Here is a 26703-nt window from a genome sequence, read left to right as displayed (position 1 = left end):
AGAATAGAAGTAACCAATGATGCAGGTAAAACGCTTGAAAGTACGATAAGCAATATAAAAGCTGGTACGGTTGAATTGACTAATAACGGTAAAACTACCGGCACTATTACCAACTCAGGTGTTGGTGCAATTACCCTAAACAATAGCGGTGAAACTACCGGCGATATTACCAACTCAGGTGCTGGTGCAATTACCCTACACAATAGCGGTACAAGTACCAGTGAAATTAAGAATACGGGTGCTGGTACAATCACCTTAGACAATAGCGGTAAAAGCACTGGCAATATTATTAATAGCAGTAATGTAGCCTCTTCTACAATAGAAGTAATCAATGGAGCTAACACAGAACTTGAAAGTATGATAAGCAATGAAAATGCTGGTAAGATTACATTGACTAATCGTGGTACAACTACTGGCATTATTACCAATATCGGTGATGATTCTTCTATACATATAAACAATGAAGCATTACTTAAAAGTAAAATTACCAATATGGGGTCTGGTCAAGTTACCTTAATAAATTCAGGCATCGGTGATAACACTGAAATTATCAATTCTGGTGACGGTGAAATTACGGTACGCAACGATAAAACCTTACACAATACAAATATTATCAATGAGATATACGGAACTGGAAATATTTCATTTACCAATAATGATAAATTCGAAGGCAATCTTATTAATAATACTGACTTAGGTGTTATTAACGCCACAAATACAGATACAGGAATCTTCATCGGTACTACTGGTTCTACCAACAATTTCGGTGCAGACGGAAAAATAAACCTGAATAATCAGGGCAGCTGGATAAATACAGGAGATTCCACGTTATCGCAACTGACTAACACCGGCATTATTAAATTTTCAAAAATACCTTTAGCTGATATCAATGATGAAAATAAATACCATACCATCACAGTACAAGGTAACTATATCGGTGGCGGCACAATATATGTTAATACGCTCTGGAATGATGATTCCATCAACAAAAATGGCACTGGTTATACCGACCGCGTTAATATTGAAGGTGATGTAACCGGTGACGTCACAACAGTAATGACCAGAGAAGGTATCTACGGAGACATAACACAAAAAGAAATACCGATTACTCATCCAAAAACTGTTATTCACGTAGATGGGGAAATCAATGGACAAGGCTTTATAGGTAATTCTCCAACTACGAATGCCGGTGAAGCTCAGCTCAGGAAAATAGATCAGAGTTTATACGGCGGAACTGGCACTGATTATGCATGGACATTAACAGCTAAAATACCTACTGATCCGACTAAACCTATCAAACCCACTCCACCTAAAGAAGTACTGATTTATGCGGAGCCGGTATCTGGCTACGTACAGATGCCTACAGTAAATATGGAACTGGGCTTTACCACTATTGGTACACTATATGAGCGGCGCGCTGAAAATCAAACCCATAACATTACTGGTGCCAACAATACTGCCCTTGCCGATAACCAGCAACAGACATGGGGTAGAATTTTGGTGAAACATCTGGATAAGAATGGCAAACAACGTCTGGATACAGTCGGTAATCAATCTGTACTCCAGATTGGCCATGATTTTATTCTGGATGAAAACAACAAAACCGGAACCCGCCGGCATATAGGTGGCTATGTGTCCTATGGGCATAATGAAAATGATTTCCGCGATCAGTATCGCGCCAAGAATGGCTATGTTGTTGACGACCATTACACCGGTAAAGGTCGTACTGATGCTGTAAGTGTTGGCGGTTATGGCACATTCTATGGTAATAATGGTGGCTATATTGATTTGGTTGGTCAGGTAAGCTATCTGCGCAATAAATACAATGCCCGCTCCAATGAATCTGTACATCAGAATGGCTGGGGTGCCGCAGTGTCAGCTGAAGTCGGTAAATCTTTCACCGTCTATGGCAATAACTGGTTTGTCGAACCACAGGCTCAATTGGCATACCAGTATCTGTCTCTGGACAATTTCAATGACGGAATTCGCCATATTGATCAGCATAATCCATCTGCCCTGCGCGGCCGTGTGGGTATGCGTTTTGGCTACAATGGTGCTACAACTGATAATTTACCGCCTTCATCTTTCTATGGCATTGCCAATATCTGGCATGACTTTGCCAATCCGAAATCTGTTGATATCGGCCGCGACAGCCTGAAAGAAGAATATGCCAAAACCTGGGGTGAAGTAGGTGTAGGTATCCAGCTACCGATAACCCGTCAAAGCCATTTCTATGGCGATGTGCGTTATGAGAAAAACTTTGGCAGTGCTAAACATAAAGGTTTCAAAGGCACACTGGGCTATAAATACACTTGGTTATAACCACACTCACAGCAGTGGCTGTTTGATACAGCTACTGCTATGTCTCCTGACAGAGCAAAACTGTTTACGGTTTTGCTCTGTTTATATTTATATTATTAACTTGGATTATTTTTAGAAAACTAGCTTAAACTTCCATGCTTTTAAATAGGCATATACAGGTAATAATCATACTTGCAACCATAAACCCTTGAAATGAAAAGCCCCACAAAACTAAAAGCTTTGCGGGGCTCGCTATTAAAATAAGGTTATTGAGGTGCGCAGGTACGAATCAAATAATCAAAAGCACTTAATGCAGCCTTAGCACCCTCACCTGCGGCAATAATAATCTGCTTATAGGGTACATTGGTGCAGTCACCGGCAGCAAATACCCCCGGCACATTGGTTTTACCATGTGCATCAATCACAATTTCATGCATCGGTTCAGTCAAGTCAACTGTACCCTGCAAAAAGCCGGTATTGGGTAACAGACCAATCTGTACAAATATTCCTTCCAGTGCCAGATGCTGTTGAGTATTGCTTAGCCGGTCAACATAGTTCAGACCACTGACTTTGCCAGCAGCACCGGTTACCTCAGTAGTCTGAGCGTTACGAATAACCTTTACATTAGACAGGCTATTGAGCTTATGCTGCAATACCTCATCTGCACGCAATTTATCAGAAAATTCCAGCAAGGTGACACTTTTAACGATACCGGCCAGATCAATAGCAGCTTCCACGCCGGAATTGCCACCGCCAATCACAGCCACGTCTTTGCCTTTGAACAAAGGACCATCACAATGCGGGCAATAAGTCACCCCCTTAGTACGATATTCCTGTTCGCCGGGGACATTCATAGAACGCCAGCGCGCACCGGTAGACAGAATCACGGTACGTGATTTCAGAACAGCACCGCTTTCCGTATGCACCTCAATTAATCCACCTTCGCTGCTAGCCGGAATCAGCGCACTGACTTTTTGCAGATTCATAATATCTACATCATAGCTGCGTACATGGTTTTCCAGATCCTGAGCAAAACGCGGGCCATCGGTACGCAAAACCGAAACGTAATTTTCAATATCCAGCGTATCCAGTACCTGCCCGCCAAATCGTTCGGCCACAATTCCGGTACGGATTCCTTTACGCGCGGCATACACCGCTGCTGCCGCACCGGCAGGGCCTCCGCCAACAATCAGTACATCAAAGGGCTGTTTCGCATTCAGCGCTTCAACTGCCCTGTCAGCTGCATTGCTGTCCAGTTTGGCCACAATTTCCGCCAGCTCCATCCGCCCCTGCCCAAAAGGCTCGCCATTCAGAAATACTGCCGGTACACCCATAATCTGCTTTGCCTCAATTTCATCCTGAAATAAAGCACCATCAATAGCTGTATGGCTGATATTCGGATTGAGAATGGTCATCAGATTCAGTGCCTGAATCACATCCGGACAATTATGACAAGTAATAGAATAATACGTTTCAAAATGAAAACTACCTTGCAGATTTTTTATTTGTTGCTGCAAAGATTCAGCTTCTTTGGATGGATGGCCACCTGCCTGTAATAAAGCCAGCACCAGCGAACTGAATTCATGTCCCGTTGGATTACCGGCAAAAACCAGACCAGTATGCGTACCGGGATTGGTAATTTCAAAAGAAGGTGTACGCTCAGACTTACCATCAGTACGCAGGCTAATTTTATCACTCAGTGCCTGCACTTCCTTTAACAGTGCCAGCATATCGCGGGCACCAGCACTATCGTTTAACGTAGCAATAATTTCAACCGGTCTGGTTACATATTCCAAATAAGCTTTTAATTGGCTTTTCAGGGTATCGTCCAACATTTACAACTCCTTAACATTGATATTAACAATCGATTTTCGATTTTTGATAGCCTGTAGATTTGTTTGTTAAAAAAGCCCGAATACCGCAGCCGGTATTCGGGCTGAATGGCTGTTAACTAACAGCAAAGATATCGATGTGTGTGTTTAAGTGTTATTAGATTTTACCAACTAATTCAAGAGAAGGTGCCAGAGTTTTGTCTCCTTCTTTCCATTTAGCTGGGCAAACTTCACCCGGATGAGAGGCAACGTATTGTGCAGCTTTAACTTTACGCACCAGATCAGCAGCTTCACGGCCAATACCTTCAGCGGTAACTTCTACACTCTGAATGATGCCTTGCGGGTCAACCAGAAAAGTAGCGCGGTCAGCAGAACCCTCTCCTTCACGCAGCACACCAAAATTGGTAGCCAGTGTGGCGTTGCGGTCACCCAGCATAAAGTATTTGATTTTAGCAATCGTTTCTGATGCATCGTGCCAAGCTTTATGAGTGAAATGAGTATCTGTAGATACAGAGTAAACTTCCACACCCATTTTTTGCAATTCTTCATAGTGATCAGCCAGATCACCTAATTCTGTCGGGCAAACAAAAGTAAAGTCAGCCGGATAGAAAAAGAATACAGACCATTTACCCTTAACATCTGCATCGCTGATGTCTACAAATTTACCATTATGAAAAGCAGTGGTGTTGAATGGTTTGATTTCGGTATTAACGTTAGCAACCATGAAGTATCTCCTTGAGTGAAACAGCATTGAATTAAGTAATGCACGTATAGTACACAAATTCACGTCATAAATATAATCAAATGATTTTATATAAGCGATAGTTTTTATTTTTCATAATAAACAATATGTTAAAATTTTGCTTTTAAAAATAACTCATATATTTATAAAAAAGTCGCCAGATAGCCACCTATTAACAGCAACAATATCTTTCAATAACCATGACCACATTGCAAAATATCATAACAGAGCAAACTAATCTCCCATTTTTAGCTCGCAAGTCATATTTGCTTAAACAGTTTATCCAGCTTAAGATGCAGATATTAATACAAAACTGCTAACGCAATTGTTTTTATAGATACTGATGATCTAAATAAGCTGAGATTTTTTGCCGTTTATCCATTCCAGCCAGATACCACCACTGAGGCATTTGCAGGAAAGAGCGCCGATGAAAACCCATATTCTGCAATTGATGATTTTTCTTATCGTATTACTGTGGTCGGCCTACCGGCCACATGACTATCCAACTTGGTGCCTGGAAGTATTGCCTGCAATAGCAGGCGTGGCAATACTTGTATCTACCTATTCACGTTTCCGTTTCAGTAAACTGGTGTATTGGGTAGTACTGATTCATGCAATTATACTGCTGATTGGCGGACATTATACCTATGCAGAAGAACCGGTATTTAATTATCTGCGCAACCTGTTTAATTGGTCACGCAATAACTACGACAAGCTTGGCCACTTTTTTCAAGGCTTCTCGCCTGCCCTGATTGCCAGCGAATTACTCTGGCGTTTACAGATTGTACGTCGCCGCGGCTGGGTGTTTTTTTTAAGCGGCTGTATCTGTATGGCTATTAGTGCCATTTATGAACTGTTTGAATGGCTGGTAGCCGAAATCAGCAATCAGCAGGCAATAACTTTTCTTGGCACACAGGGTGATGTTTGGGATACACAGCAAGACATGCTGTGGTGTCTGATTGGCTGTAGCGTTATGCTAACTTACCTGTACTATAGCAAACAGCATTTACCACAATCAGCCACAGCAAAACACGGACACCAGAACAAATAGCCGTAGTGATTATCCGCAGCCGGCTCAGCCAATTTAACAGATTAATTCTGCATAAGCAGAATCCATAAAAGCTGCCTGATACATTTGCCATTCAGATTGAAACCGATGCTGATTTTTCCAGCTTATGCTTTATTTCTTTGATATCTTCGTCAAATATCATAATCACCCCCAGATAGGCCATGCCAAACATCATGGCAGTAATAAATGAGCTGGCAATCGCCATTACATTCATCCACACCAGTCCTAGGGCAAACACCAGACAACATAAAGCAAAAATAACATTAAAATAAAATTTCACTCTTTTAAATTTCTGTTCTTTTTGAGTTAGCTGCCTGCTTAATTCATTATCAGCAGTTGCAGATTCAGCAGTTTGCTTCATACGTTCAAACTCCGGCAAATATAGGGATTATAAAGCGTATTGTCATTAATAATTATCCAGCAACACTATTTTAACCGATATTGTCACACAGAATGAAACACTATTTTGAATAAAAATGCGCTTAAAATAGTTGTTTAACGATTTCAATAGCACTAAACCTGCTTAATAGCAGAACAAAGCCACCGATATTAATTTGATATTAAAATACATGCAGAAAGATTCTATGCTTAAGCATACAAAGCTTAATACCAATAAGCCGTGTGGCTCATCAGCCAGACAATTGAAATCAAAAGTCATTAACTGATCTCCATACTTAATACACAGGGATCAGCCGTAAACATAAAATATAAAAAGAGCTGAAATCAGCACATTTCAGCTCTTATCATGACAATAAAATTTTTCCGTCCTCAGGAGTAAGGTTTAATTGAAAACAATCAGCTATTTGATAATTTTCAGCCCTTTTTTAGCGCCTGATTGAACACTATCTGCTGCCGGTTTAGGCTCAGCGGCAGTTTCAGCTTCTGCTGCCTCTCCATCCTCGGTTGCCGGCACATCATCATCACCAGTAAACGGTTCTACTTCAAAACCCATGCCCTCACCCGTTTCACGGGCAAAAAGGCTGATTACATGGCCAACCGGAATCCAGATATCATGGGATACACCATTAAAACGGGCAGCAAAGCTAACCCATTCATTATCAATATTCAGATTATGCGCGGCTACAGCACCAATATTGAGCACAATCTCATTGTCACGGACATATTGACGGGGTACGCAGGTTTTATCGTTTACCCACGCAACAATGTGTGGCGTATAACCACTGTCCAGCGCCCATTCATATAATGCACGCAAAATATACGGTTTGGTACTTAGCTTACTCATTGCCTTTTCCCCTTATCAACATTATTTAGCGACGCATAGCCTTTTCAGCCGGCGTTAATGCACTAATAAACGCCTCACGCTGGAAAATACGCTCAGCATATTTCAGCAAAGGTGCAGCCGATTTCGGCAGCTTGATATCATAGTGATCCAAACGCCATAATAACGGAGCCAGCGCCACATCAATCATAGAAAAATCATCACCAATGATATACTTGTTTTTGGTGAATGCCGGTGCCAGCATAGTCAGACCCTGAGTAATCGCCTCACGAGCCTTATTCATTTCCTTGTTACTAGATTCAGGATTTTCCAGTACCAGTACATGACTGAATAATTCTTTTTCCAGACGATACAGTACCAGACGGCCACGACCGCGCATAATCGGATCAGCCGGCATCAGCTGCGGATGCGGAAAACGCTCATCAATATATTCATTAATAATATTGGATTCATACAAAATCAGATCGCGCTCTACCAGTACCGGCACCTGATTATATGGGTTCATTACAGCGAGATCTTCCGGCTTATTGTAAACGTCTACATCTTTGATTTCAAAATCCATGCCCTTTTCATACAGGACAAAGCTGCAACGCTGACTAAACGGGCAAGTCATACCCGCGTATAATGTCATCATAATTAATTTCCCAAGATTACTGCATAATATCAATACAGTGTGGTGTCTAAATCATCTAATTATAGACAAATGACTCTAATTTTACCAGAAAAATAGCTTAAACTTATGTTTATTAAAAATTTTTTCTGATAATTATAATAAATTATCCCCACTATTACAGTTTAAACCGGATTGGGTTCATCAAAAAACTGCTGGCTGATGCCAAATTGCTCGGCTACAGCAGCAGCAAGAGCCTGTATGCCATATCGTTCTGTAGCATGATGCCCCGCAGCAATAAACACCACCCCGCATTCCTGTGCCAGATGATATTGTGGTTCTGAAACTTCTCCGGTAACAAACGCATCAACACCAGCATCGATGGCAAGCTGGAAAAAACTCTGACCGCCACCAGTACACCAAGCCAGCTTGCGTACTGACTGCTGCACATCTGCACACAAGAGTACCGGCCTGCGGCTAAGACCAATCTCCAGTTGTCCGGCCAGCTCAAGCGCAGATTGCGGGTGCGCCAGTGAACCATACTGCACCAGATTCTGCTCCCCGCCACAACCATCAACCTGCCAGCCCAAATGCCGTGCCAGCTGCACATTATTGCCCCATTGCTGATGCGCATCCAGTGGTAAATGGTAGCCAACCAGATTAATATCACGACTTAACAATGTCTGGATACGGCGTTTTTTCCAGCCGGTTATTGCTGCTGCTTCATTTTTCCAGAACATACCATGATGCACCAGCAATATATCTGCCTGCTGCTCAACGGCAAAATCAATAGCTGCCTGACTAGCGGTTACAGCGCAGACAATACTATTGACTTCATCTGTGCCCTCCACCTGCAATCCATTCGGACTGAAATCACGAAACTGAGCTACCGCGAGCTGCTGAGCACACCAATCTAGAATTTCTTTTCTTTTGGCCATTATTTTCCTTTAATCATGTTCGATTCAGATTAACTATACCCATTATATTTTGCTGATAATAACATTAGCCTGATTCAAACCGGCATATTTTATATCCGGGCTTTTTATACAGTCTGCTATTATCATCCAGTCCATCCCTTTCTTGGTCAAATTGACATTTATGCAGCTACAGAGACATTGTTAAATATTGCCTGTCCTGTTTACACCTGATAATTTTGGCAGGAGAAAGATAAACCGCCAGAACATAACTATTTCTGCCAATGCTCAAATTAGCATGTATCAATACCATAAAATCCGGCACCATCATCCGGAAATTGTATAAAGCCTTATTCAGATAAAGACTGTATTCCGGATTATTTTCATCAATAGCGTAAGGTAACTGATTAACAGCCACAACTTATATTGCTTCAATATGATAGTGTATTCACTTGCAATATTATGGCAAATCTTGGGCAGATTTATTCAGAAAATAGCTATTGAACCGTCACATTCGATAATAAATTTCAAACAATCAACTTTTTGTTATCATTTATTCAATAAATCTGAGGCTCAGCATAGTGAAGAATAAGCACGATATCAGGCATAATTGTTATGCATTCAAATCACTAGGCGCAAGAGAATCCATTTAATCTATTCAGAGTCAGCTAATGTGACAATATATTATTCTTGACTCACTTTCTCAAATTTAAATAGTTGGGTTCGCTGCTCAAGGAAACTGAGTAAATCAGGCATTCGATATTTTCCAGCCACTGAATTAATGTTTGCCGCTGCATTTTCTAAATGGATGCCGATTGCGGAAATATATAATGGATGTTTGCTTTGGCCACAAATGATTTCTATCAGATACGGCTTATTTCCGCTAAATTCTTTTTTAGCCACACCAATAATGGAAATGGTTTTATCTAAGGCATGATAAAGATAACCACCTAAGCCGATTTTACCGTCTGCCAGATGAACATATCCGTCAATAACAATGGTTGAAATGGTTGATAAATCGATTTTATCTATTTTATCTATTTTATCTATTTTATCTAATAGTGCTATGATGCAAGGTAATTCTCGCCTGTAGAACTGACCAGACTGGTAAGGTGCAATATTATTTTGATAATCGGTAATCACAGTATCGCTGTTTGATTTTGTATCAGTCCCGTGCCGAAATAAAATTCCTACGGTTTTTGCCTGATTTTCTATATCGTAACCGTCTATTGCCAATATTATTTTTGTTATTTACGTTTTATTTAATTAATCATTAGTATTCAGCGGAAAATTTTATAATAACCAATTAAATATTAAAGCAGTTTGGTGCAAAAAGCTTATCAGCTCAAACCGTCATCAGACCAGAATAGTGGTATCCAAATTGGTGGCGGAATTTTATTTTAGCGGATACCAGTGGCTATTTGTTCTAAACAAAGAAAATTGATGACCACCATCATGCAGTTTTTTTTTGTTCAAACTGCATGATGATTTCTGAGGTGAACGATATGCTGGTATTTACTCAGTTCATTCCCAACTCAGCGTAAGCGCGGAGTTAATTAAACAATGGCTGAATCCACTGCCCTTTACTTTTGAATATATTTAATCAGCTAATGGTTATTAATAGCAGGAAATACAACAACATCAGTTTATTCGGGCGTGCGCTCAGTATCCAATAAAGCGGCAATTTATCATACCTGCTACAGACAAGCAGCTAAGCAGGATGGAAGTATTGCAGTGGGCTTTCAGCAATGAGCATCTATTCTGTTAAATATTTACGCATCAGTAAGCAGTTAACTGTAACCTCATTATTCAGTGGCAGAGCACATTCACCCAGCGAAGTGTAGCCATTGATTTCATAAAATTTAACCGAATTCAGCGACGCATACAATTTCAGCATACCCAAACCTGCACGGCTGGCAACATTTTCAGCGCGCTGCAAGAGTGCGGTTCCTAGTCCCTGATTATGTACAAAGGGATGAATATATAGCGCGTCCAGTTGGGCTTCTACCAGATCCATCTGAAAAAAACCCTGAATATGCCCTTTATAGTCAACCACCCACAAAGCTTTATTTGCATCTGCCATCGTATGCAGATAGCTATCGATATTCAATAATGATAACCATGCCTTCAATACTGTTTCATCATATTTGCGCGCACAGGTATATTGCACCGCATAGCGATGAGCATTATAAATATCTTCACAGTCATCCGGCCGCGCCGGACGCAAATAAGTAATAATACTCATATTATTTTCATCCAATACAGCAGATTTAACCAAAATTGAATACAGATTTTATATCACCCATACATAACTAAGCAAAACTACATCTTTCAATCAATACCCGCTAGTGCTAGCATATACCAATCCATCACATAAGGATACGATACAACATCATGAATATAAAAACCATTTATCTTGCCGGCGGCTGTTTCTGGGGTATGGAAGGTTATTTTAAACGCTTAAATGGCGTACTGGCCACTCAGACCGGTTATGCTAACGGGCATACCGAAAATCCCAGCTATGAAGAAGTTTGCAAACAAAATACCGGCCACGCCGAAACTATTAAGGTCGAATACGATGCTGATGTTTTATCCTTAACCAACATACTGCGTCACTTTTTCCGTATTGTAGATCCCACCACTCTAAATCGTCAGGCTCATGATATTGGTACTCAATACCGCAGCGGTATTTACTATACCGATACGGCTGACCGAGATATTATTCAGGCAGCAATCAAAGCCGAACAGGGGCGTTATCAGGCGCCTATCGTAGTAGAAAATCTGCCTTTACAACAGTTTTTTCCGGCAGAAGAATATCATCAGGACTATCTGGAAAAAAACCCTCAGGGCTATTGCCATATCGATTTGCAAAAAGCACGCGAACCCTTGCCAGATCTTCCCAAAACGGCAACTTCTGCTCCAGCCTATGATGCCAAAACCTTTCATAAACCCGATGCAGCAACTTTACATCAGCAGCTAGGTGAAGAGGCGTATCAGATCACGCAGAATGCCGGCACCGAGCGCCCGTATAGTCATCCGTACGATGAGTTGTTTGTTCCCGGTATTTATGTAGATATCGTCAGCGGCGAACCACTCTTCAGCTCACGGGACAAATTCAATTCCGGCTGTGGATGGCCGGCGTTCAGCCAGCCGATACAATCTGAAGTCATCAGTGAACATCAGGATAACAGCCTTGGTATGCAGCGTACTGAAGTACGCAGCCAGCAAGCAGATTCACATTTAGGGCATGTATTTAATGATGGCCCACAAGAGCGTGGCGGTTTACGTTATTGTATCAACGGCGCTAGTCTGCGGTTTATTCCTTATGATGAAATGGATGCGGCAGGTTATGCTGCATATAAGGATATGGTCAAATAATCCTGTATTCAGCCTCGGGCAGTATGTACAAATGAAACAGTCGTGCTGCCTGAAATTGAAGCGCATCCAAATCAGCTAATTTGGAATAAATCATAAATAACCACCGGATATCTGCGTAAAACGAAATTTATATTACACTTGAATCCCAGATACGGGCATCAGTTAGTAATAAAAATCACTTTAATGCTTTCAAACAGGTATCATGTAAACTAATCAGATCATAACCTGTCAGGAACACCACGTCATGCCCTGGAATTTTCCGATATTGCTCACATGGTTGCGTATCCTCATCATTCCAATATTTACTTTATTGTTTTACTTGCCTACAGACTGGATCAGTAATCGCCAGATTATTAACTGGCTGGCCGCTGGCTTTTTTGCCGCAGCCGCAATAACTGATTGGTTCGATGGCTATCTGGCTCGTCGCTGGAAACAGACATCCAATTTCGGGGCTTTTCTCGACCCGGTTGCAGACAAGTTGATGGTAGCTGTAGCACTGATATTATTGGTAGCCACCGGCCGCACCTATGCCATATTTGCCATGATTATCATTGGCCGTGAGATAACTATTTCTGCTTTACGCGAATGGATGGCTCAGCTAGGCAAACGCAATAGTGTTGCCGTAGCTAAACTGGGCAAACTAAAAACCGCAGCACAGATGGCCGCTATTTTTCTTTTATTACTGGCATCACCACCACTGGCTGAACCTAATCTGCTTTGGAAACTGGGCAATATTCTTATGCTTATTGCCTGTATTCTGACTATCTGGTCAATGCTGTATTATTTGAAGATGGCAACTAAGGAATTTAAATCCTAAAAAAATCATAGCGAAAGCAAAAAAATACCTGTTCAGGCCTACTAATAACCTTGACACAATTTTTTTCATCGATATAATATCGCTTCTTCATTCAGTACGAATGGAAAGCGCGGGAATAGCTCAGTTGGTAGAGCGCAACCTTGCCAAGGTTGAGGTCGCGAGTTCGAGACTCGTTTCCCGCTCCAGAAACATGCTCACATGTATAAAGTGAATTTGCGGGAATAGCTCAGTTGGTAGAGCGCAACCTTGCCAAGGTTGAGGTCGCGAGTTCGAGACTCGTTTCCCGCTCCAAAAAACATGCTCACATGTATAAAGTGAATTTGCGGGAATAGCTCAGTTGGTAGAGCGCAACCTTGCCAAGGTTGAGGTCGCGAGTTCGAGACTCGTTTCCCGCTCCAGATTACGATTTAGTAGTTACTCTACCCGATTGAGTAAATATTAAAGGCGGGATGGCAGAGTGGTCATGCAGCGGACTGCAAATCCGTGTACGCCGGTTCGATTCCGACTCCCGCCTCCAGATAATATGCAACAATCTTTATGGCGGGGTGGCAGAGTGACTATGCCACAGTGTGCAAAGCTGTGTAGGCCGGTTTAAATCCGCGCCCCCGCCTCCAACATTATGTTAATGCACGATGTGTATTAAGATTTAGTACTGCCCTGCCCGGGTGGTGAAATTGGTAGACACAACGGACTTAAAATCCGTCGGCTCTTAAAACGGCCGTGCCGGTTCGATTCCGGCCCCGGGCACCATCTCCTGCTTCTGGATGTACTTATTTGCATCAAACCGATATAAATTTGTATATATTTCAATACTTAATTTTTTCAATTTAGTATACTCAAGTTCTTTTCCAAGCATACAAAAAACTCAAACTGGTATCTAAAGTGTTACCTAAATTTTTTGTATCAATTTTATGTATCTGTCTCCCTAGTACCTGTTTTCCTACGTCATACTCAGTTTGTTTTTAAGGATACTATGGCAGTACAATCCGGAAAACGATTAACAGACAGTAAACTACGCAACATCGCACCAAATAGTAACCAACTAACCAGCTCATCCGTGGCTGGTCTTATTTTTTAAACCTAGCTTATGCACTAAAGGAACTGGTGCGTGGATTCTACGTTATTACGATAAAGTTTCTAAAAAACGCACCAAACTAACACTAGGACACTACCCTAAAATGGGTATCGCCTCTGCCGAAAAAGAAGCCAAATTCTGACGGGCAGCATTAAAACAAGGGTTGAACCCCAAAGTTGAAAAACAAAAAGCACAAGATAGAGAACGGCAAAAACAACTTAATACGTTTAAGAGCATTTCAGAAGAATTCTTTAATAAAAAAAGTATGAAACGCTGGAAAAATCAGAAAAGTATTGATAACTGGTCTGACCGCATGAAGAAATATGTTTACCCGGCTTTGGCTGATAAACCAATCATAGAAATCAATGCTAGAGACCTAACAGCTATTTTAATAGCTATCTGGAATACTAAAACTGAAACAGCTAGCAGCGTACTGTATCAGATTAAGCAAGTGTTTAACTGGGTCAACCTTATGGGGTATTGCAACCACAACCCTTATGAGGCTACCAAAACTGCATTAGGTAAGCAAAAAGTTCTGCCAGCAGATAAACCGCCTACGCTTGCATCAGTCAAACTATATAGTCTTAATATACTATAGATTAATTCCGCCGATATCATACCTGAAAACGAAAACATGAGTACCCTCGTAACCTGCACACAAAGCAGAATAGTGGTTATCAGCATGATGAAATCAAGACCAGATTTAACCACAGTTGGATATAAGCCATTGAAGACTTGAACAAAGACAGTTTACGGAGTTATTGTCATTCTTCAATTATTTAATAAAACTTGAAGACGTGGGAATTGCTGATAATATGTTTAAGATGAGCTGGTTTTTATAACAATCTAATTATATTGTATACAGAGTATGCCGCTTACAGATTGACGATCATTTTAACCTAAATAATTTAATTTTATTAATTAGTTATTTTGATTATCAATTTTTCTATAAAATATACAAAAAACAAATATATACTATTATTTATTATATTAATTACTTGGCAAAGCTGTTTAATTCTGTTGCTTATGATTATCTTGTATACTTGAACAATTTTAATTTATAGTTAATATCAGCAGATTTAATTAGTATCTTAAACAGTATTATTGATAATAATAGTTTATAATATTTATGTTCAGCGTAAACTGAAATTAAATTTTCACATTAAAACAGCACCATCATAATACCGAATATTTAACTATTAAAAACAAATGGTTATAATTTATTTCCCATATAATTAAAGGTATTAGACAACCAAAAAATCATTTAGAATAACTGGTATTAAATTAGGATTAATGTCAAAATAACATTTATTTGTATAATTTAAGTGTAATTTTGCAATGCATATAAACCTTTACTTTAATTTATTTATCTTCGCTTGCACCATTACTGCGGCAGTCAGTTTCAGGATTCTTGCATTATGACAATAAGTTTTTTAGATAAAACCGACCTTAAAATTCTGCAAGTTTTACAAGACAATGGTCGTCTTACTAATGTTGAACTTGCTGAACGAGTAGCTTTATCACCTTCACCATGCTTGCGCCGATTAAAGCAGCTGGAAGAGTCTGGTATTATCCGCTGTTATGCAGCTCTGTTAAACCCATGCCAAATTGCACTTGGTTTACAGGCATTTATTCGCGTAAGAGTGAATAAAAACAAAAAATCCCGGGATGAATTTAATCGGGCGGTGCAGTGCTGGCCGCAAGTACTTAATTGTTTTGCGCTTACCGGCGAATCTGATTACATTCTTCAGGCATTTTTCTCTGATATGAATGCTTTTTCCCATTTTGTACTGGAAACACTGCTGGCCACGCCGGGTGTGGAGGATGCCAAATCAAGTTTTGTCTTAAAAGAAATCAAATCTTCTACAATTTTGCCACTTGAACATTTGAACATCGACTAGTAAAAACAGCAGCAAGAAAAACTGAATAACGCAATCGATAGTGCTGTTATCTATTCAATGATTCATTCCATGCTGCAAAATCTACAATCTCAGGTAAAAAATTTATGACTCAACTTTCTGCTGCGGATGAAAATATTATTGCAATCTGCCGTCACTGGCTGGAGCAGGCCGTTATCGGCCTGAATCTTTGCCCTTTTGCCCGCAAGCCATACAATCTGAACAGGCTTCGCTTTACGCTTAGCCATGCCAGACATTTAGATGCATTTCTCGAATTACTCGAACAGGAAATTCTGCTTTTGCTGCAAACCCCAGCAACTGATATAGAAACTACTTTAGTAATTGAGCCTCAATTATTTGCTGATTTTGATGTGTTTCTCGATGTAGTGACATTAGCTGAACAGGTGCTACAGGACGTTCATGCAAACGGCACGATACAGATAGCTCCCTTTCACCCGCAATTTCAGTTTGCCGATGAGGCGCAGAATGATATCACTCATTATACCAATCGCAGCCCCTATCCTATTTTGCATCTGATTCGTGAAAGTAGTATTGATCAGGCTGTTGCTGCCTTTCCTGACGCAGCAAGCATTTATGAACGCAATAAAGCACTATTGCGCCAGATGGGTACTGAAGGCTGGGCAAAATTGGGCATCGAATATCCGCTGCGAAAACAAAAATAAGATTAAACATCAGAATACATGCAGCCTTGGGCAAGCATTCACTTATCAGAAAAATAGAGCAATTTATATTTTATGCTGAATCTTGTCGCAATATTATCAGTTGATGAATATGTCTCAATGGCTGCTATTCAAACCTTTCTTTAACACGGTATGGTTTATTGTTAAAATCACAACCGAATTCAATAATTAAGCATACTGAATGTCGCCAGTTAAATCTCATTATCTGCAACCCGCCATTTCATTGTTACGCCGCAATAGCCAAATATTACGGCTGCTAACCGCGGTTATCTGTATCTCTTGTCCCTTGCCTGCGCTGGCAGCCAGTCTGCCTGCTAATGAACTGAGTCTGTGGTGGTGTCTTCCTTTTGCCGGCACGCTGCTATCCATTGCTGTGTGTCCCCTGCTGCTGCCAAATCTATGGCATTTACACAGCGGTAAAATGATTGGGCTTTGGTGTGGTTTATTTTTACTGCCTCTGAGCTGGCACTATGGTATATCAACTGGTTTTACACTCACTGCACATGCGTTATTAGAAGAATATATTCCTTTCATGCTTTTATTGCTGGCGTTATATACTTTATCTGGTGGCATTGTGATTCAATATAATAGCGTTGGCAGCATCAGATTAAATGTTTCACTTCTGGCCACCGGTACGCTTCTGGCCGGCCTGATGGGCACTACCGGCGCAGCCATGCTGCTTATCCGTCCATTATTGCGAGCCAATGCACAACGGCGTCATCGTACTCATGTTGTTGTGTTTTTTATTTTTCTGGTGGCCAATATTGGTGGCGGTTTAACCCCGCTTGGTGATCCCCCGCTGTTTCTGGGTTTTCTGAAAGGCGTTGGTTTTCAATGGACACTAAGTCATATGTTATTACCAGTACTGGTTAATACTTTGGTTTTATTACTGGTATTCATTTGTATTGATTATTGTTTATGGCAACATGAACCGAAAGCTAAGGCGGTAAGGCAATTGGACAGCCCCATGCTGACTATTCAGGGCAAGATTAATCTGCTGCTATTGTTTGCTGTAACGGCTGTGATTCTGTTATCAGGCATATGTAAGAATATGCCAGTATGGCATATTTACGGGCTTGAGATTAGTTTGAGCGCATGGTTACGCAATGGTTTATTGGTGATAATTACTTTATGCGGGCTTAAATTAACCTCACCAAAGTTGCGTCAGCAAAATGACTTCAACTGGGCACCAATGCAGGAAGTAGGTAAGCTGTTTATCGGGATTTTCATTACTATTGCACCCGTGATGGCACTCCTGCAACTGGGCACTGCTGGCGATTTTGGCGTACTGCTACAACTGATTCAGCACAACGGCGAGCCGGTAAATGCCATTTATTTCTGGATGAGCGGGCTATTATCAGGCTTTCTGGACAATGCGCCAACGTATCTGGTGTTCTTTAATCTTGCCGGTGGTGAAGCTCAGCTACTGATGCGCTACTTTTCTGATACATTACTGGCTATTTCTATGGGATCGGTATTTATGGGCGCGCTCAGTTATATCGGTAATGCGCCTAATCTGATGATAAAAGCCATTGCTGAGCAACAGGGTATTCCCATGCCCAGCTTTTTCGGCTATATGGCTTGGTCTGTCACTTTGCTTATCCCGCTGTTTGTGCTGGATACATTACTGTTTTTTTAATCTATCTGGAAGAGGTAACCAGCCTGTAAGGGCTAATTAGTTATGCAATTATTAAAATACCTGCAAGCACAGGGTCTGGGCAGTCGCAAGCAATGTCTGGCATTAATTGCCGACGAGACTGTACAAATTAATGATAGGGTTTGTAGTGATGCACGTATGGACATTGATCCACTGAATGTCCGCAGTCTGCAAGTTGATAAGGTGAATCTGATACCAGTACCACTTCCCTATTTCTATATTCTGTTACACAAGCCGGCCGATTATGAAACTTCACATAAGCCGCAGTTTTATCCGAGCGTTTTCAATCTATTGCCAGAACCTTTGCGTCATCTGGATATGCAGGCGGTTGGACGGCTCGATGCAGACACAACCGGCGTTCTGATTCTGACTAATGATGGTCAATTTAACCATCGCTGTACTTCACCCAAGCATAAGCTGCCAAAAATTTATCGGGTTAGTCTCAAGCATGAGGCTGACGACAAACTGTGTACTGTTTTAAAAAACGGGGTGCTGTTACATGATGATAATGAAACAGTACAAGCTGAAGCTGCCGAATTAATTGATGCCCATACTCTGCTGCTAACCATCACATCCGGCAAATACCATCAGGTTAAACGCATGGTTGCCGCTGCTGGTAACCGTGTGACTGCTCTGCATCGCAGTGCTTTTGGTTCATGGCAAGCTGATGATTTACCCATCGGCGGCTGGCGTTTTTTTCAACCTGAATCTGACTAAATGTAACATGCTCAATACTGATCTTATTTTCCAACTGATTAATATCATAGGAACAGTAGCATTTGCTGTGTCTGGTTATCTGGTTGGTTTTCGCAAAAGGCTGGATATTCTTGGTGTGGTGATTGTGGCTTTGCTTACTGCGGTTGGTGGCGGGATGATGCGCGACGCTCTGATAGGCCATATTCCTATGATTTTCAAGAGTAATACAGCATTGTGGACTATTTTTATTACACTTCTGTTATCGTGGGCTTTTCATTTACAGTACCAGCGCCATCGGGTACTGGCTATATGGTTTGTGGTAGCAGATGCGCTGGGGCTGGCAGCATTCAGCCTTACTGGTGCTCAAGTTGGGCTGGCACTGGAATTAAACTGGTTTGGTGTGGTTACGCTGGCATTTGTAACTGCGGTTGGAGGCGGTATTCTGCGTGATATTCTAGTCAATGAAGTTCCTATTATTCTGCGTAGTGATATTTACGGCACTATTGCTATTTTACTCGGCTTGCTGTTATGTCTGCTGGATCACTGGAAAATGGTTACGCCATTGAGTATTAATCTGCTATTTATCAGCGGAGTAATAAGCCGTTTACTTGCTTATCATTACCACGTTACTTTGCCGGGATTTCAAAAGAAAAAAAATTACAAAATATAACAAAAATAAAAGAACTTTCGCTGCAAAAAACAGTCTAAGTCATTAAGATTATGTTCATACGCAGCAACAAGTGTATAACATTTGGATTTTAATTGATTTTTCAGTATTCTCTTGTCGAAACATTATTTTGGCCCTCTGCTGCTTCTCCCCTTGGCACAGAGGGTTCTTTTTATCCAGAATTTATAGCAGTCATTATTGAGTACTGAAAGAAATTTTATTTGCGCATGACAGATAAACAATAATCCATATTCCTTCATGTTTTTTACTCAAGCGATTTACCGCATTTCTGCTAAAATTCAACAATAATCACTTTTACAGTGCTTTCTGAATAATAAGGTTGTTATCAGGGCAATATTTATTTTTAATCACAAAAGCTACCATTAAACCGTAAAATAGTTTAATAATCGGTATTTTTTTGCTTGAAATCTTATTTTTTAGCGCTATGTACAGTAAAGTAAGTTTTAATACAGTAGATATGGAAATATCCAAATGATGGTCAATCGAAAATTACGTTATATTGCTTCTGTGGTTATTCTCAGCCTAACTCTGAGCCCGCTAGCAGAGGCCAAACGAATCGGTGGTGGTGGTAGTCGCGGCATGTCGCGTTCTAACTATTCCAGCTCATACAGCAATCCGTCTTATCAATCCGGCCGCAGCAGCTATTCCAATTCAGGACGCAGCGACTATCGCAACAGCAATCAGAACAATTATTCTAACCAAACCCAGCCACGTGGAAACGGTGCCGGCAGGGTAATCGGGGCGGGCGTAGCCGGTGCAGCTATTGGTGCACTGGCTGGTCATGCCATGGCTAACCATAACCAGCAGCAAACTGGTACGCCGGCAGCAAATGATAATGCCAATAATGCTAATAATGTTGATGCTGATAATGCTGATGCAGCAGTCAATCCTTCTGCTAATGCCGATTTGCAACAGGCACAGCCACAGCATAAAAGCGGTTTTAGCTGGATTTGGTTACTTATTATCGCATTAGGTGGTTTTTATTTATTTCGTCGTTTTGCTGGCAAAAAAAATAATCAGGCAAATATGCCTTACAGCAATTATCAGAATTCCAATAATCATACTCCTCTCACTAATAGCAAGAGTGCGCGTACCAATATATTTGGGCAGACTCTTGCTCCTAGTGGCAATACGATGCAATCCAGCACTTCAGGTATGGCAGACGGAAGTAATCCGGAAGCATTCCTGCGCTTTGCCCGCCAGCGCTTTAATCATGTGCAATCAATGAACAATGCTTCCAATCTGGAAGAAATCCGCCGTTATTTCACACCAGATATGTTTGCTGATATCCGTAATGATATTATCAACAATCAGGATACTGCCGAATTTAGTGATCTGAATGCCGATCTGGCAGATAGTACTCAGGAAAACGGCCAGTACATTGCCAGTGTACGTTTTAGTGGTTTGGTGAGTGAGGAGCTCGGCAGTGCACAACAACCTTTCAGCGAGGTATGGCATTTTGTCAAACCGGTAGGCAGCCAGCAGGATTGGTTAATTGCCGGTATACAGCAGGATTAATTATTACTGCTATAAAAAAGCACTGATTGAATCAGTGCTTTTTTTATTTGCATCAAAAGTTTTGCCATGATGAATTTGGTACAGACTCTACGTTTAGGCAAGATTGAAATTCAGCCTTACAGTAATGGTCCCACCAGACGTACTGTATTTTCCACCAGTCCCCACCATTTTGAACGCGCCTGCCATGCCTTCAGTTCAATAAATTCACAGTCATTCAGATAGCTGTTCTGCAATGCTACTACTGACTCAGTCATACCCTCATCGTAAATTGCCAGACTAATTTCCATATTCAAATAAAAGCTACGCATATCCATGTTTACTGTGCCAAACAGGGTGTAATCGCTATCAACTGTTAAGGTTTTGGCATGTAACAGCCCGCCCTTAAACAAGGCAATTTTAACTCCGGCCTGTAGCAGCATCGGGTAATACGCACGTGAGGCATATTTAACCAGTTTGGAATCAACTGCTTCCGGTACAATCAGTGTAACATCCACACCACGTATAGCTGCGGTAGTAAGCGCCAGCAGTAAAGCTTCATCTGGAACAAAATAAGGAGTAGTAATAATAATTCGGCGTGTGGCCGCATGAATGGCATTGACAATTGTGTCATAAATAACCGGACTGCCCTGCTCTGGCGCAGATGGGATGACTTGCACCACAATCCCATTCTGTTCCTGCTGGGCAACTTGTAAATTATGCATTAGCGCCTGCTTACCATAGCTGTCCACCCATTGCTGCACCTGCATCAGATTGGATTCAGTCTCTACAGCCATATCACCGGCAAACACCGCTGCCAGTGGCTGCACCAGACTGCCCTCACAACGCATCATCACATCTACCCATTGCCCGACACCAGCATTCTTTTTAAAAAAGCGTGGATCCACCAGATTAAAACTGCCGGTATAGCCAATTTTCTGATCTATTACGGCAATTTTGCGATGATTGCGCAAATCTGCCCGCACAATAAAAGTACGCCAAAGCTCAATAGGTAAGGCTTCAGTCAGGGTAATACCGGCAGTGCGCAAACGCTGTGGCCAGTCACTGCGCCAGAATCTGGCACTGCCAATACTGTCAACCAGCATACTGGTTACCACACCACGCTTTGCTGCTGCCATAGCATCGTTGAGTAATGCAACAATTTCACCCTGAGGATCAACAATATAAAATGCCAGCAAACAACTGGTTTTAGCCTGCTGAATATCATGGCGGATAGCAGCAATAATTTCTTCATCATTCGTGAGCAGGGTCAGATGATTGTATTCGGTAGCATTAAAGCCGGTTTTATCTGCTGCGATCAGGCTGATACCATGATAGCGTTCATTCAAGCCACTACAAGCATGCTGATTAAAATCATGCAGATACGTTGCACTAAACCGCTGATAGAATTTTACTAACTCATGCTGCCGGCGTAAACGACGCGAACCTAGCCTTGGCTCCCCAATCAATAAATAGCCTACGGCTCCAACTAAAGGGAAAGCCACTAACATCAAAATCCATGCAACAGATACTCCTGTATTACGCTGATGGTATAACACCCGTACCACCAGTACGGTTACTACCACCACGTGTAACACAACAATAATTTCTGCCCACGGTATATTATGTAACATATAAGCCAACCTATTGTTTCTGAAACTTTCAGATACGTAAATTATAAAGAGATAAGCAGATAATCTGAAAAAACAATTGCCATACCCGCCAGACAAAAATTCTGGCAGGTACAGAAAACATATCCTGTGCCTGCCGTAATAATAGGCTGTGATAACCTCAATAATCTGTTTTAGCTGGCCATTGTTTTATCAGCGCAACAATTAATTTTGATGGTATCCGACTGACAAGCGGTGTATTGCCTCTACAGCAAACTTCACCATTTCCGCATTAGTAAACTGATTAATACCATGTCCCAGATTAAATACATGCCCGCTGCCTGCCCCATAATCAGCCAGCAAACGCTTAATTTCGCACTCAATACTTTCAGGCTGCCCAAATAATGCCAGCGGATCCAGATTACCCTGCAAGGCAACCCGCTGCCCTACCTGATGACGAGCCTGATGCAAATTAACTGTCCAGTCCACACCCAAGGCATCAACATCCAATGCAGCCAGTTGCTCCAGCCATTGTCCACCACCTTTAGTAAAGACAATCACAGGCACTCGCCGCCCATCAGCTTCACGTTGTAAACCAGATACTACCTGCTGTAAATAAAGTAAATCAAATTCCTGAAAGGCCGCATCGCTGAGAATACCACCCCAGGTATCAAAAATCTGTACAGCCTGAGCACCGGAGGCAATCTGTTCGTTCAGATAGGCAGTAACTGTCTGGGCATTAATATCCAGTATGCGATGCAATAATTGCGGACGCTGATATAACATGGTTTTCAATAAACGAAAATCCCGGCTACCGCTACCTTCAACCATATAACAGGCTAAAGTAAACGGGCTACCAGAAAAACCTATCAGCGGTACACGCCCCTGCAACGCTTGCCGTATACTGCTTACTGCATCAAATACGTAGCGCAAACGGCTCATATCAGGCACTTCTAAACGTGCCACATCCTGCTCATGTTGTAGCGGATGAGTAAATTTTGGCCCCTCACCTTCGACAAAATGCAAACCCAGCCCCATAGCATCAGGTACAGTGAGGATATCGGAAAATAAAATGGCTGCATCTAATGCAAAGCGCTCCAGAGGCTGCAAGGTAACTTCTGTGGCCAGTTCCGGATTCTGGCACAGCGCCAGAAAGCTGCCGGCCTTAGCCCGTGTGGCTCGATACTCAGGTAAATAACGCCCTGCCTGCCGCATCAGCCATACTGGCGTATACTCCACGGGCTGTTTCAGCAAAGCACGTAAAAAAATATCGTTGTGTAAAACTGCCATAATCAACCTCAGGCAGTTAGCGCACTACGCACTAACTGCCTGTTAAATAAAACAAACAAAGATTACAACTCATCATCATTACTGATGGTTGCCAATATCTGGCTGCGCTGCTGCTCAGCAGCCTCGCTCTGCCCAGACTGCTCCAGCACCTTGGCCAGCAGCAATCTGGTGGCATTATTATTGCCGGATTGCAAACTGGCTTCCAGATAGCTTCTGGCCTTACCCCATAGCTGCTGCTGGTAGCTCAATTCACCCATCAATAACAGCAGATCCGGGTCTTGCGGCCGCTGCTGCAACCACTTATCCGCTGTAACCATATTCTTCTGCTGCTCTTTAGCGCTTAAATATTGGTTGGCCTGATTAAAAGCGGGTAACAGCGCCGCATCATGAGTGCGCGGGTAATATTTTTTTATCCACTTCAATGCCTGAGTGTACATGCCCAGCTGTAGATATTTTTCCACAATATCCACACTGAGTGCGCTTTCCCGCTCATCTACCGGAATAGCACTGAGACTATTTTTCAGTTCATCCGGATCTTTGGCTTCAGCCAGTAATTGTCGATATGCCCAGTAACAGTATTGTTGATATTCACTGTCACTTAACGCACCTGCACGGACTAATTTATCAACTTGCTGCAATACGCCTTGTGCATTATGTTGCTCCCTGTCATAACGTAATTGCAGCTTAACCAACCTTGTCAGATTCGGGCTGATTTTGGCAGCGGCGTCCAGAGCATTTTTTGCCTGTTGGCTATTGTGTTGTGCCAGCGCAGATTGAGCCAGCAGCAGATAGCGGGATAGCTGCTGTTTTTCCGGCAGTTTGGCAATATCATTTAAATAACGGTCACGGGTTGTGATGTCATCCATCTGATCTGCACTGTGCGCTGCCAGTAATAATGCCAAAGCACGGCTGTGCTGTCCCTGCTTGTTACGTAATACCCGTTCTGCCTCGCGTGCAGCAAACTGAAATCGCCCTTCAAAATAAGCCAGACCAGCATGATTCAATGCTGTTTCAACCTGATGACGCTGATGATTAACACGCCAGTGCTGCCAGTGTCCGGGTAGGTGCACAAATCCCATGACAATACGTAACAGAATATTCAGCAACACCACAGCTAACAGAATAATACCAATAAAAAATTGCAGATTGATGCGTACAAGAGTTTGCTCAACAACAATATATACATCACCGCTGTAATATTTCGCACCCAGTACCACAGCAACCGCAACCACGAATAAACCAATCAACCATAACAGAGATCTCATAATGTATGTTCTCCCTGCTCGGAAGAGGCGGCAGACACATTATGACTGTTTTCCAGACTGGCCGCCGGCCTTTCAGGATGTGAAGCTGCTACTGGAGCAGAAGCACTGCTGGCCGCAGAACCACCCAAATCTGGCAACGCTGTAGACATATCCATGCCAGACTGATTCTGATATTCACGTACAGCAGCCAGACTGGCAGATAAATTACTGTCCTGAATGGTTTGCACATTAAGCATCTTCAGTTGCATCAACTCTTTCAGCCATGATTGTGTCGCAACGGAACTGGCATCAAAATACTGTTTAACTGTTGCTTCCGCACCATTCAGATCAGCAGCATATACCTCACCACGACGCTGAATCAGCGCGATACGAGCATCCAGTAAACGCAAGCGCAGATTTTCACGCACAAAATACATCTGTTCTGGTGACATGAGCATCGAATCATTATGATTAATATGACGTACTTCTACCATGCCTCGCAGAGAGTGCATAGTAGCCTGCCAAGTGCGTTGCCACCATGAAGCATTCGGGTTAATTGCTGCGACAGCTGGTGCTGCACCAGACTGTAACTGGCTATCAATCACCAAAGGCAAACCGGCAACGGCCGATTCAAGCCGGTTCAGGCGTAAAGAAGCACTGGCGGTATCCAGATACGGGCGGCTTTTCAGATTTTCCAAGTCACTGCTGATAGCTTTTTTAATTGGCAATAATTGTGGCTGATCAAAACGTGATAAACGGTTATCCAGATTTTCGAGCACATTGACTGCTACCGGCACATTGCCGGAAATCAATAACTGCTGCGATGCCAGATTAAGTGTGGCTTCAATCTCATCCACTAGCCAATCTGTCCGGTTTTTCACCAGCTCCTGATAGGCACGGGTAAGACGGTCAACATTTTCACGCTGAGATTTCTGTTGCGATTGTAGCTCCTGCAACTGCTGGCTTAATCCATCGATACGCGCCAAGCCAGTTTCTACAGTAGCCGCAGTTTTACTGGCATCAATACCAGCATTATCAATTTTATGATCAAATTGCAGTTGCTGGGTTTTAAGCTGGTTCTGTCCTTCAACAAATAAAAAACCACTTGCTCCTAATGCCAGTAAAGATAATACCAGTGCTCCCAGCGCAATTCCTTTACCTGAACCGGAATGTTGCTGTTTCACAGAAGTTGACTGGCTGGGTACATTGGGTGCAGACATGCCTGATCCTGTGTTGTTTTGATGAAAATCCGCAGCTTGGTGTGCGGTAGCTTTATCTTTACCTGTACCTTCAGCAGACGCAGAAGTAGCCGATTCTGGAGGTGCACCAACCTCACCTTGTTTATTCACCAGTAATGGCTGCTTCCCCTGCTCAGGAGGCTGGCTAGACTGTGCATCTTGTTGTTCACTCATTCGGTATACTCCCTACATAATAATTGGGATAAACA

At 42.1% G+C, this 26703-nt stretch carries 23 protein-coding genes, 6 tRNA genes and 1 pseudogene; 18 read left to right on the top strand and 12 right to left on the bottom strand.

Features of this window, described 5'->3' with window-relative positions:
- Positions 1-2322: autotransporter family protein (locus tag MJ761_RS08710; RefSeq protein ID WP_239450461.1), on the top strand; the 2322-nt coding region annotated here is incomplete at its 5' end.
- A gap of 245 nt (positions 2323-2567) precedes the next feature.
- Here the strand turns inward: MJ761_RS08710 and ahpF are convergent.
- Complete coding sequence (gene ahpF / locus MJ761_RS08705; RefSeq protein WP_093091495.1) at positions 2568-4136, bottom strand: alkyl hydroperoxide reductase subunit F; 1569 nt, start codon at positions 4134-4136, stop codon at positions 2568-2570.
- Positions 4137-4290: 154 nt separating this feature from the next.
- The gene (ahpC, locus tag MJ761_RS08700) at positions 4291-4857 is read right to left on the bottom strand and encodes an alkyl hydroperoxide reductase subunit C (RefSeq protein ID WP_037405143.1); all 567 of its coding nucleotides are present in this window, start codon (positions 4855-4857) and stop codon (positions 4291-4293) included.
- A gap of 445 nt (positions 4858-5302) precedes the next feature.
- Here ahpC and MJ761_RS08695 point away from each other — a divergent pair, with 445 nt between their 5' ends.
- The gene (locus MJ761_RS08695) at positions 5303-5926 is read left to right on the top strand and encodes a DUF2238 domain-containing protein (RefSeq protein WP_093091493.1); all 624 of its coding nucleotides are present in this window, start codon (positions 5303-5305) and stop codon (positions 5924-5926) included.
- 91 nt (positions 5927-6017) lie between these two features.
- Here the strand turns inward: MJ761_RS08695 and MJ761_RS08690 are convergent, their stop codons facing one another.
- From MJ761_RS08690 to MJ761_RS08665, 6 genes are all read right to left on the bottom strand, one after another.
- Entirely contained in the window at positions 6018-6305 is a 288-nt protein-coding gene (locus MJ761_RS08690; RefSeq protein WP_093091491.1) for a hypothetical protein, read from the bottom strand.
- Between the two features lie 438 nt (positions 6306-6743).
- Positions 6744-7187: a ClpXP protease specificity-enhancing factor gene (locus MJ761_RS08685; RefSeq protein ID WP_093091489.1), complete on the bottom strand. Its 444-nt coding sequence runs from the start codon at positions 7185-7187 to the stop codon at positions 6744-6746.
- Between the two features lie 25 nt (positions 7188-7212).
- On the bottom strand, positions 7213-7818 hold the full coding sequence (locus MJ761_RS08680; protein WP_093091487.1) for a glutathione S-transferase N-terminal domain-containing protein: 606 nt from the start codon (positions 7816-7818) through the stop codon (positions 7213-7215).
- Between the two features lie 161 nt (positions 7819-7979).
- Complete coding sequence (locus MJ761_RS08675; RefSeq protein ID WP_093091485.1) at positions 7980-8732, bottom strand: Nif3-like dinuclear metal center hexameric protein; 753 nt, start codon at positions 8730-8732, stop codon at positions 7980-7982.
- A 660-nt stretch (positions 8733-9392) separates the two neighbouring features.
- Positions 9393-9944 (bottom strand): hypothetical protein, encoded by a 552-nt coding sequence (locus tag MJ761_RS08670; RefSeq protein ID WP_093091481.1) that lies wholly within the window; start codon positions 9942-9944, stop codon positions 9393-9395.
- Positions 9945-10464: 520 nt separating this feature from the next.
- Positions 10465-10953 (bottom strand): GNAT family N-acetyltransferase, encoded by a 489-nt coding sequence (locus MJ761_RS08665; RefSeq protein WP_037405137.1) that lies wholly within the window; start codon positions 10951-10953, stop codon positions 10465-10467.
- Between the two features lie 146 nt (positions 10954-11099).
- Between MJ761_RS08665 and msrAB the strand changes: the two are divergent.
- From msrAB to MJ761_RS08590, 16 genes and pseudogenes are all read left to right on the top strand, one after another.
- Positions 11100-12086 (top strand): annotated as a pseudogene (msrAB, locus tag MJ761_RS08660) (bifunctional peptide-methionine (S)-S-oxide reductase MsrA/peptide-methionine (R)-S-oxide reductase MsrB); the annotation flags it as partial.
- A 244-nt stretch (positions 12087-12330) separates the two neighbouring features.
- The gene (pgsA, locus tag MJ761_RS08655; protein ID WP_093091477.1) at positions 12331-12903 is read left to right on the top strand and encodes a CDP-diacylglycerol--glycerol-3-phosphate 3-phosphatidyltransferase; all 573 of its coding nucleotides are present in this window, start codon (positions 12331-12333) and stop codon (positions 12901-12903) included.
- A gap of 109 nt (positions 12904-13012) precedes the next feature.
- A tRNA-Gly gene (locus tag MJ761_RS08650) sits at positions 13013-13088 on the top strand.
- 30 nt (positions 13089-13118) lie between these two features.
- A tRNA-Gly gene (locus MJ761_RS08645) sits at positions 13119-13194 on the top strand.
- A 31-nt stretch (positions 13195-13225) separates the two neighbouring features.
- Positions 13226-13301: transfer RNA gene (locus MJ761_RS08640), tRNA-Gly, on the top strand.
- Positions 13302-13346: 45 nt separating this feature from the next.
- Positions 13347-13420: transfer RNA gene (locus MJ761_RS08635), tRNA-Cys, on the top strand.
- 22 nt (positions 13421-13442) lie between these two features.
- Positions 13443-13517: transfer RNA gene (locus MJ761_RS08630), tRNA-Cys, on the top strand.
- A gap of 45 nt (positions 13518-13562) precedes the next feature.
- Positions 13563-13653, top strand: a tRNA-Leu gene (locus MJ761_RS08625).
- A 311-nt stretch (positions 13654-13964) separates the two neighbouring features.
- Positions 13965-14120, top strand: a complete 156-nt coding sequence (locus tag MJ761_RS11005; RefSeq protein ID WP_353846812.1) for an integrase arm-type DNA-binding domain-containing protein — start codon at positions 13965-13967, stop codon at positions 14118-14120.
- A 21-nt stretch (positions 14121-14141) separates the two neighbouring features.
- On the top strand, positions 14142-14576 hold the full coding sequence (locus MJ761_RS08620) for a tyrosine-type recombinase/integrase (RefSeq protein WP_093091475.1): 435 nt from the start codon (positions 14142-14144) through the stop codon (positions 14574-14576).
- An 820-nt stretch (positions 14577-15396) separates the two neighbouring features.
- Positions 15397-15879, top strand: a complete 483-nt coding sequence (locus MJ761_RS08615) for an Lrp/AsnC family transcriptional regulator (RefSeq protein ID WP_093091473.1) — start codon at positions 15397-15399, stop codon at positions 15877-15879.
- 104 nt (positions 15880-15983) lie between these two features.
- The gene (locus MJ761_RS08610; RefSeq protein WP_093091471.1) at positions 15984-16559 is read left to right on the top strand and encodes a DUF1415 domain-containing protein; all 576 of its coding nucleotides are present in this window, start codon (positions 15984-15986) and stop codon (positions 16557-16559) included.
- A 199-nt stretch (positions 16560-16758) separates the two neighbouring features.
- Positions 16759-18216, top strand: coding sequence for a sodium:proton antiporter (locus MJ761_RS08605; protein ID WP_093091469.1), 1458 nt, complete (start codon positions 16759-16761; stop codon positions 18214-18216).
- A 42-nt stretch (positions 18217-18258) separates the two neighbouring features.
- Positions 18259-18951, top strand: a complete 693-nt coding sequence (locus MJ761_RS08600) for a 16S rRNA pseudouridine(516) synthase (RefSeq protein WP_093091467.1) — start codon at positions 18259-18261, stop codon at positions 18949-18951.
- 7 nt (positions 18952-18958) lie between these two features.
- Positions 18959-19600 (top strand): trimeric intracellular cation channel family protein, encoded by a 642-nt coding sequence (locus MJ761_RS08595; protein WP_093091465.1) that lies wholly within the window; start codon positions 18959-18961, stop codon positions 19598-19600.
- A 489-nt stretch (positions 19601-20089) separates the two neighbouring features.
- The gene (locus MJ761_RS08590) at positions 20090-21136 is read left to right on the top strand and encodes a Tim44 domain-containing protein (RefSeq protein WP_176715047.1); all 1047 of its coding nucleotides are present in this window, start codon (positions 20090-20092) and stop codon (positions 21134-21136) included.
- Between the two features lie 116 nt (positions 21137-21252).
- On the opposite strand, the gene cls is transcribed toward MJ761_RS08590, so the two are convergent.
- The 4 genes from cls to MJ761_RS08570 all read right to left on the bottom strand — a co-directional run bounded on the left by cls (position 21253) and on the right by MJ761_RS08570 (position 26668).
- On the bottom strand, positions 21253-22746 hold the full coding sequence (gene cls / locus MJ761_RS08585; protein ID WP_093091463.1) for a cardiolipin synthase: 1494 nt from the start codon (positions 22744-22746) through the stop codon (positions 21253-21255).
- Between the two features lie 201 nt (positions 22747-22947).
- The gene (gene hemE / locus MJ761_RS08580; RefSeq protein ID WP_093091461.1) at positions 22948-24012 is read right to left on the bottom strand and encodes a uroporphyrinogen decarboxylase; all 1065 of its coding nucleotides are present in this window, start codon (positions 24010-24012) and stop codon (positions 22948-22950) included.
- Between the two features lie 62 nt (positions 24013-24074).
- A complete protein-coding gene (locus MJ761_RS08575; protein WP_093091459.1) occupies positions 24075-25277 on the bottom strand; it encodes a heme biosynthesis HemY N-terminal domain-containing protein in 1203 nt (400 codons plus the stop codon).
- Entirely contained in the window at positions 25274-26668 is a 1395-nt protein-coding gene (locus MJ761_RS08570) for a uroporphyrinogen-III C-methyltransferase (RefSeq protein ID WP_239364509.1), read from the bottom strand. Before MJ761_RS08570 ends, MJ761_RS08575 begins: the two co-directional genes overlap by 4 nt.
- Positions 26669-26703: the final 35 nt, after the last annotated feature.

The sequence above is a fragment of the Snodgrassella communis genome, assembly GCF_914768045.1.
GTDB classification, from domain to species: domain Bacteria; phylum Pseudomonadota; class Gammaproteobacteria; order Burkholderiales; family Neisseriaceae; genus Snodgrassella; species Snodgrassella communis.
This window is presented reverse-complemented; position numbering and strand designations above follow the sequence as displayed.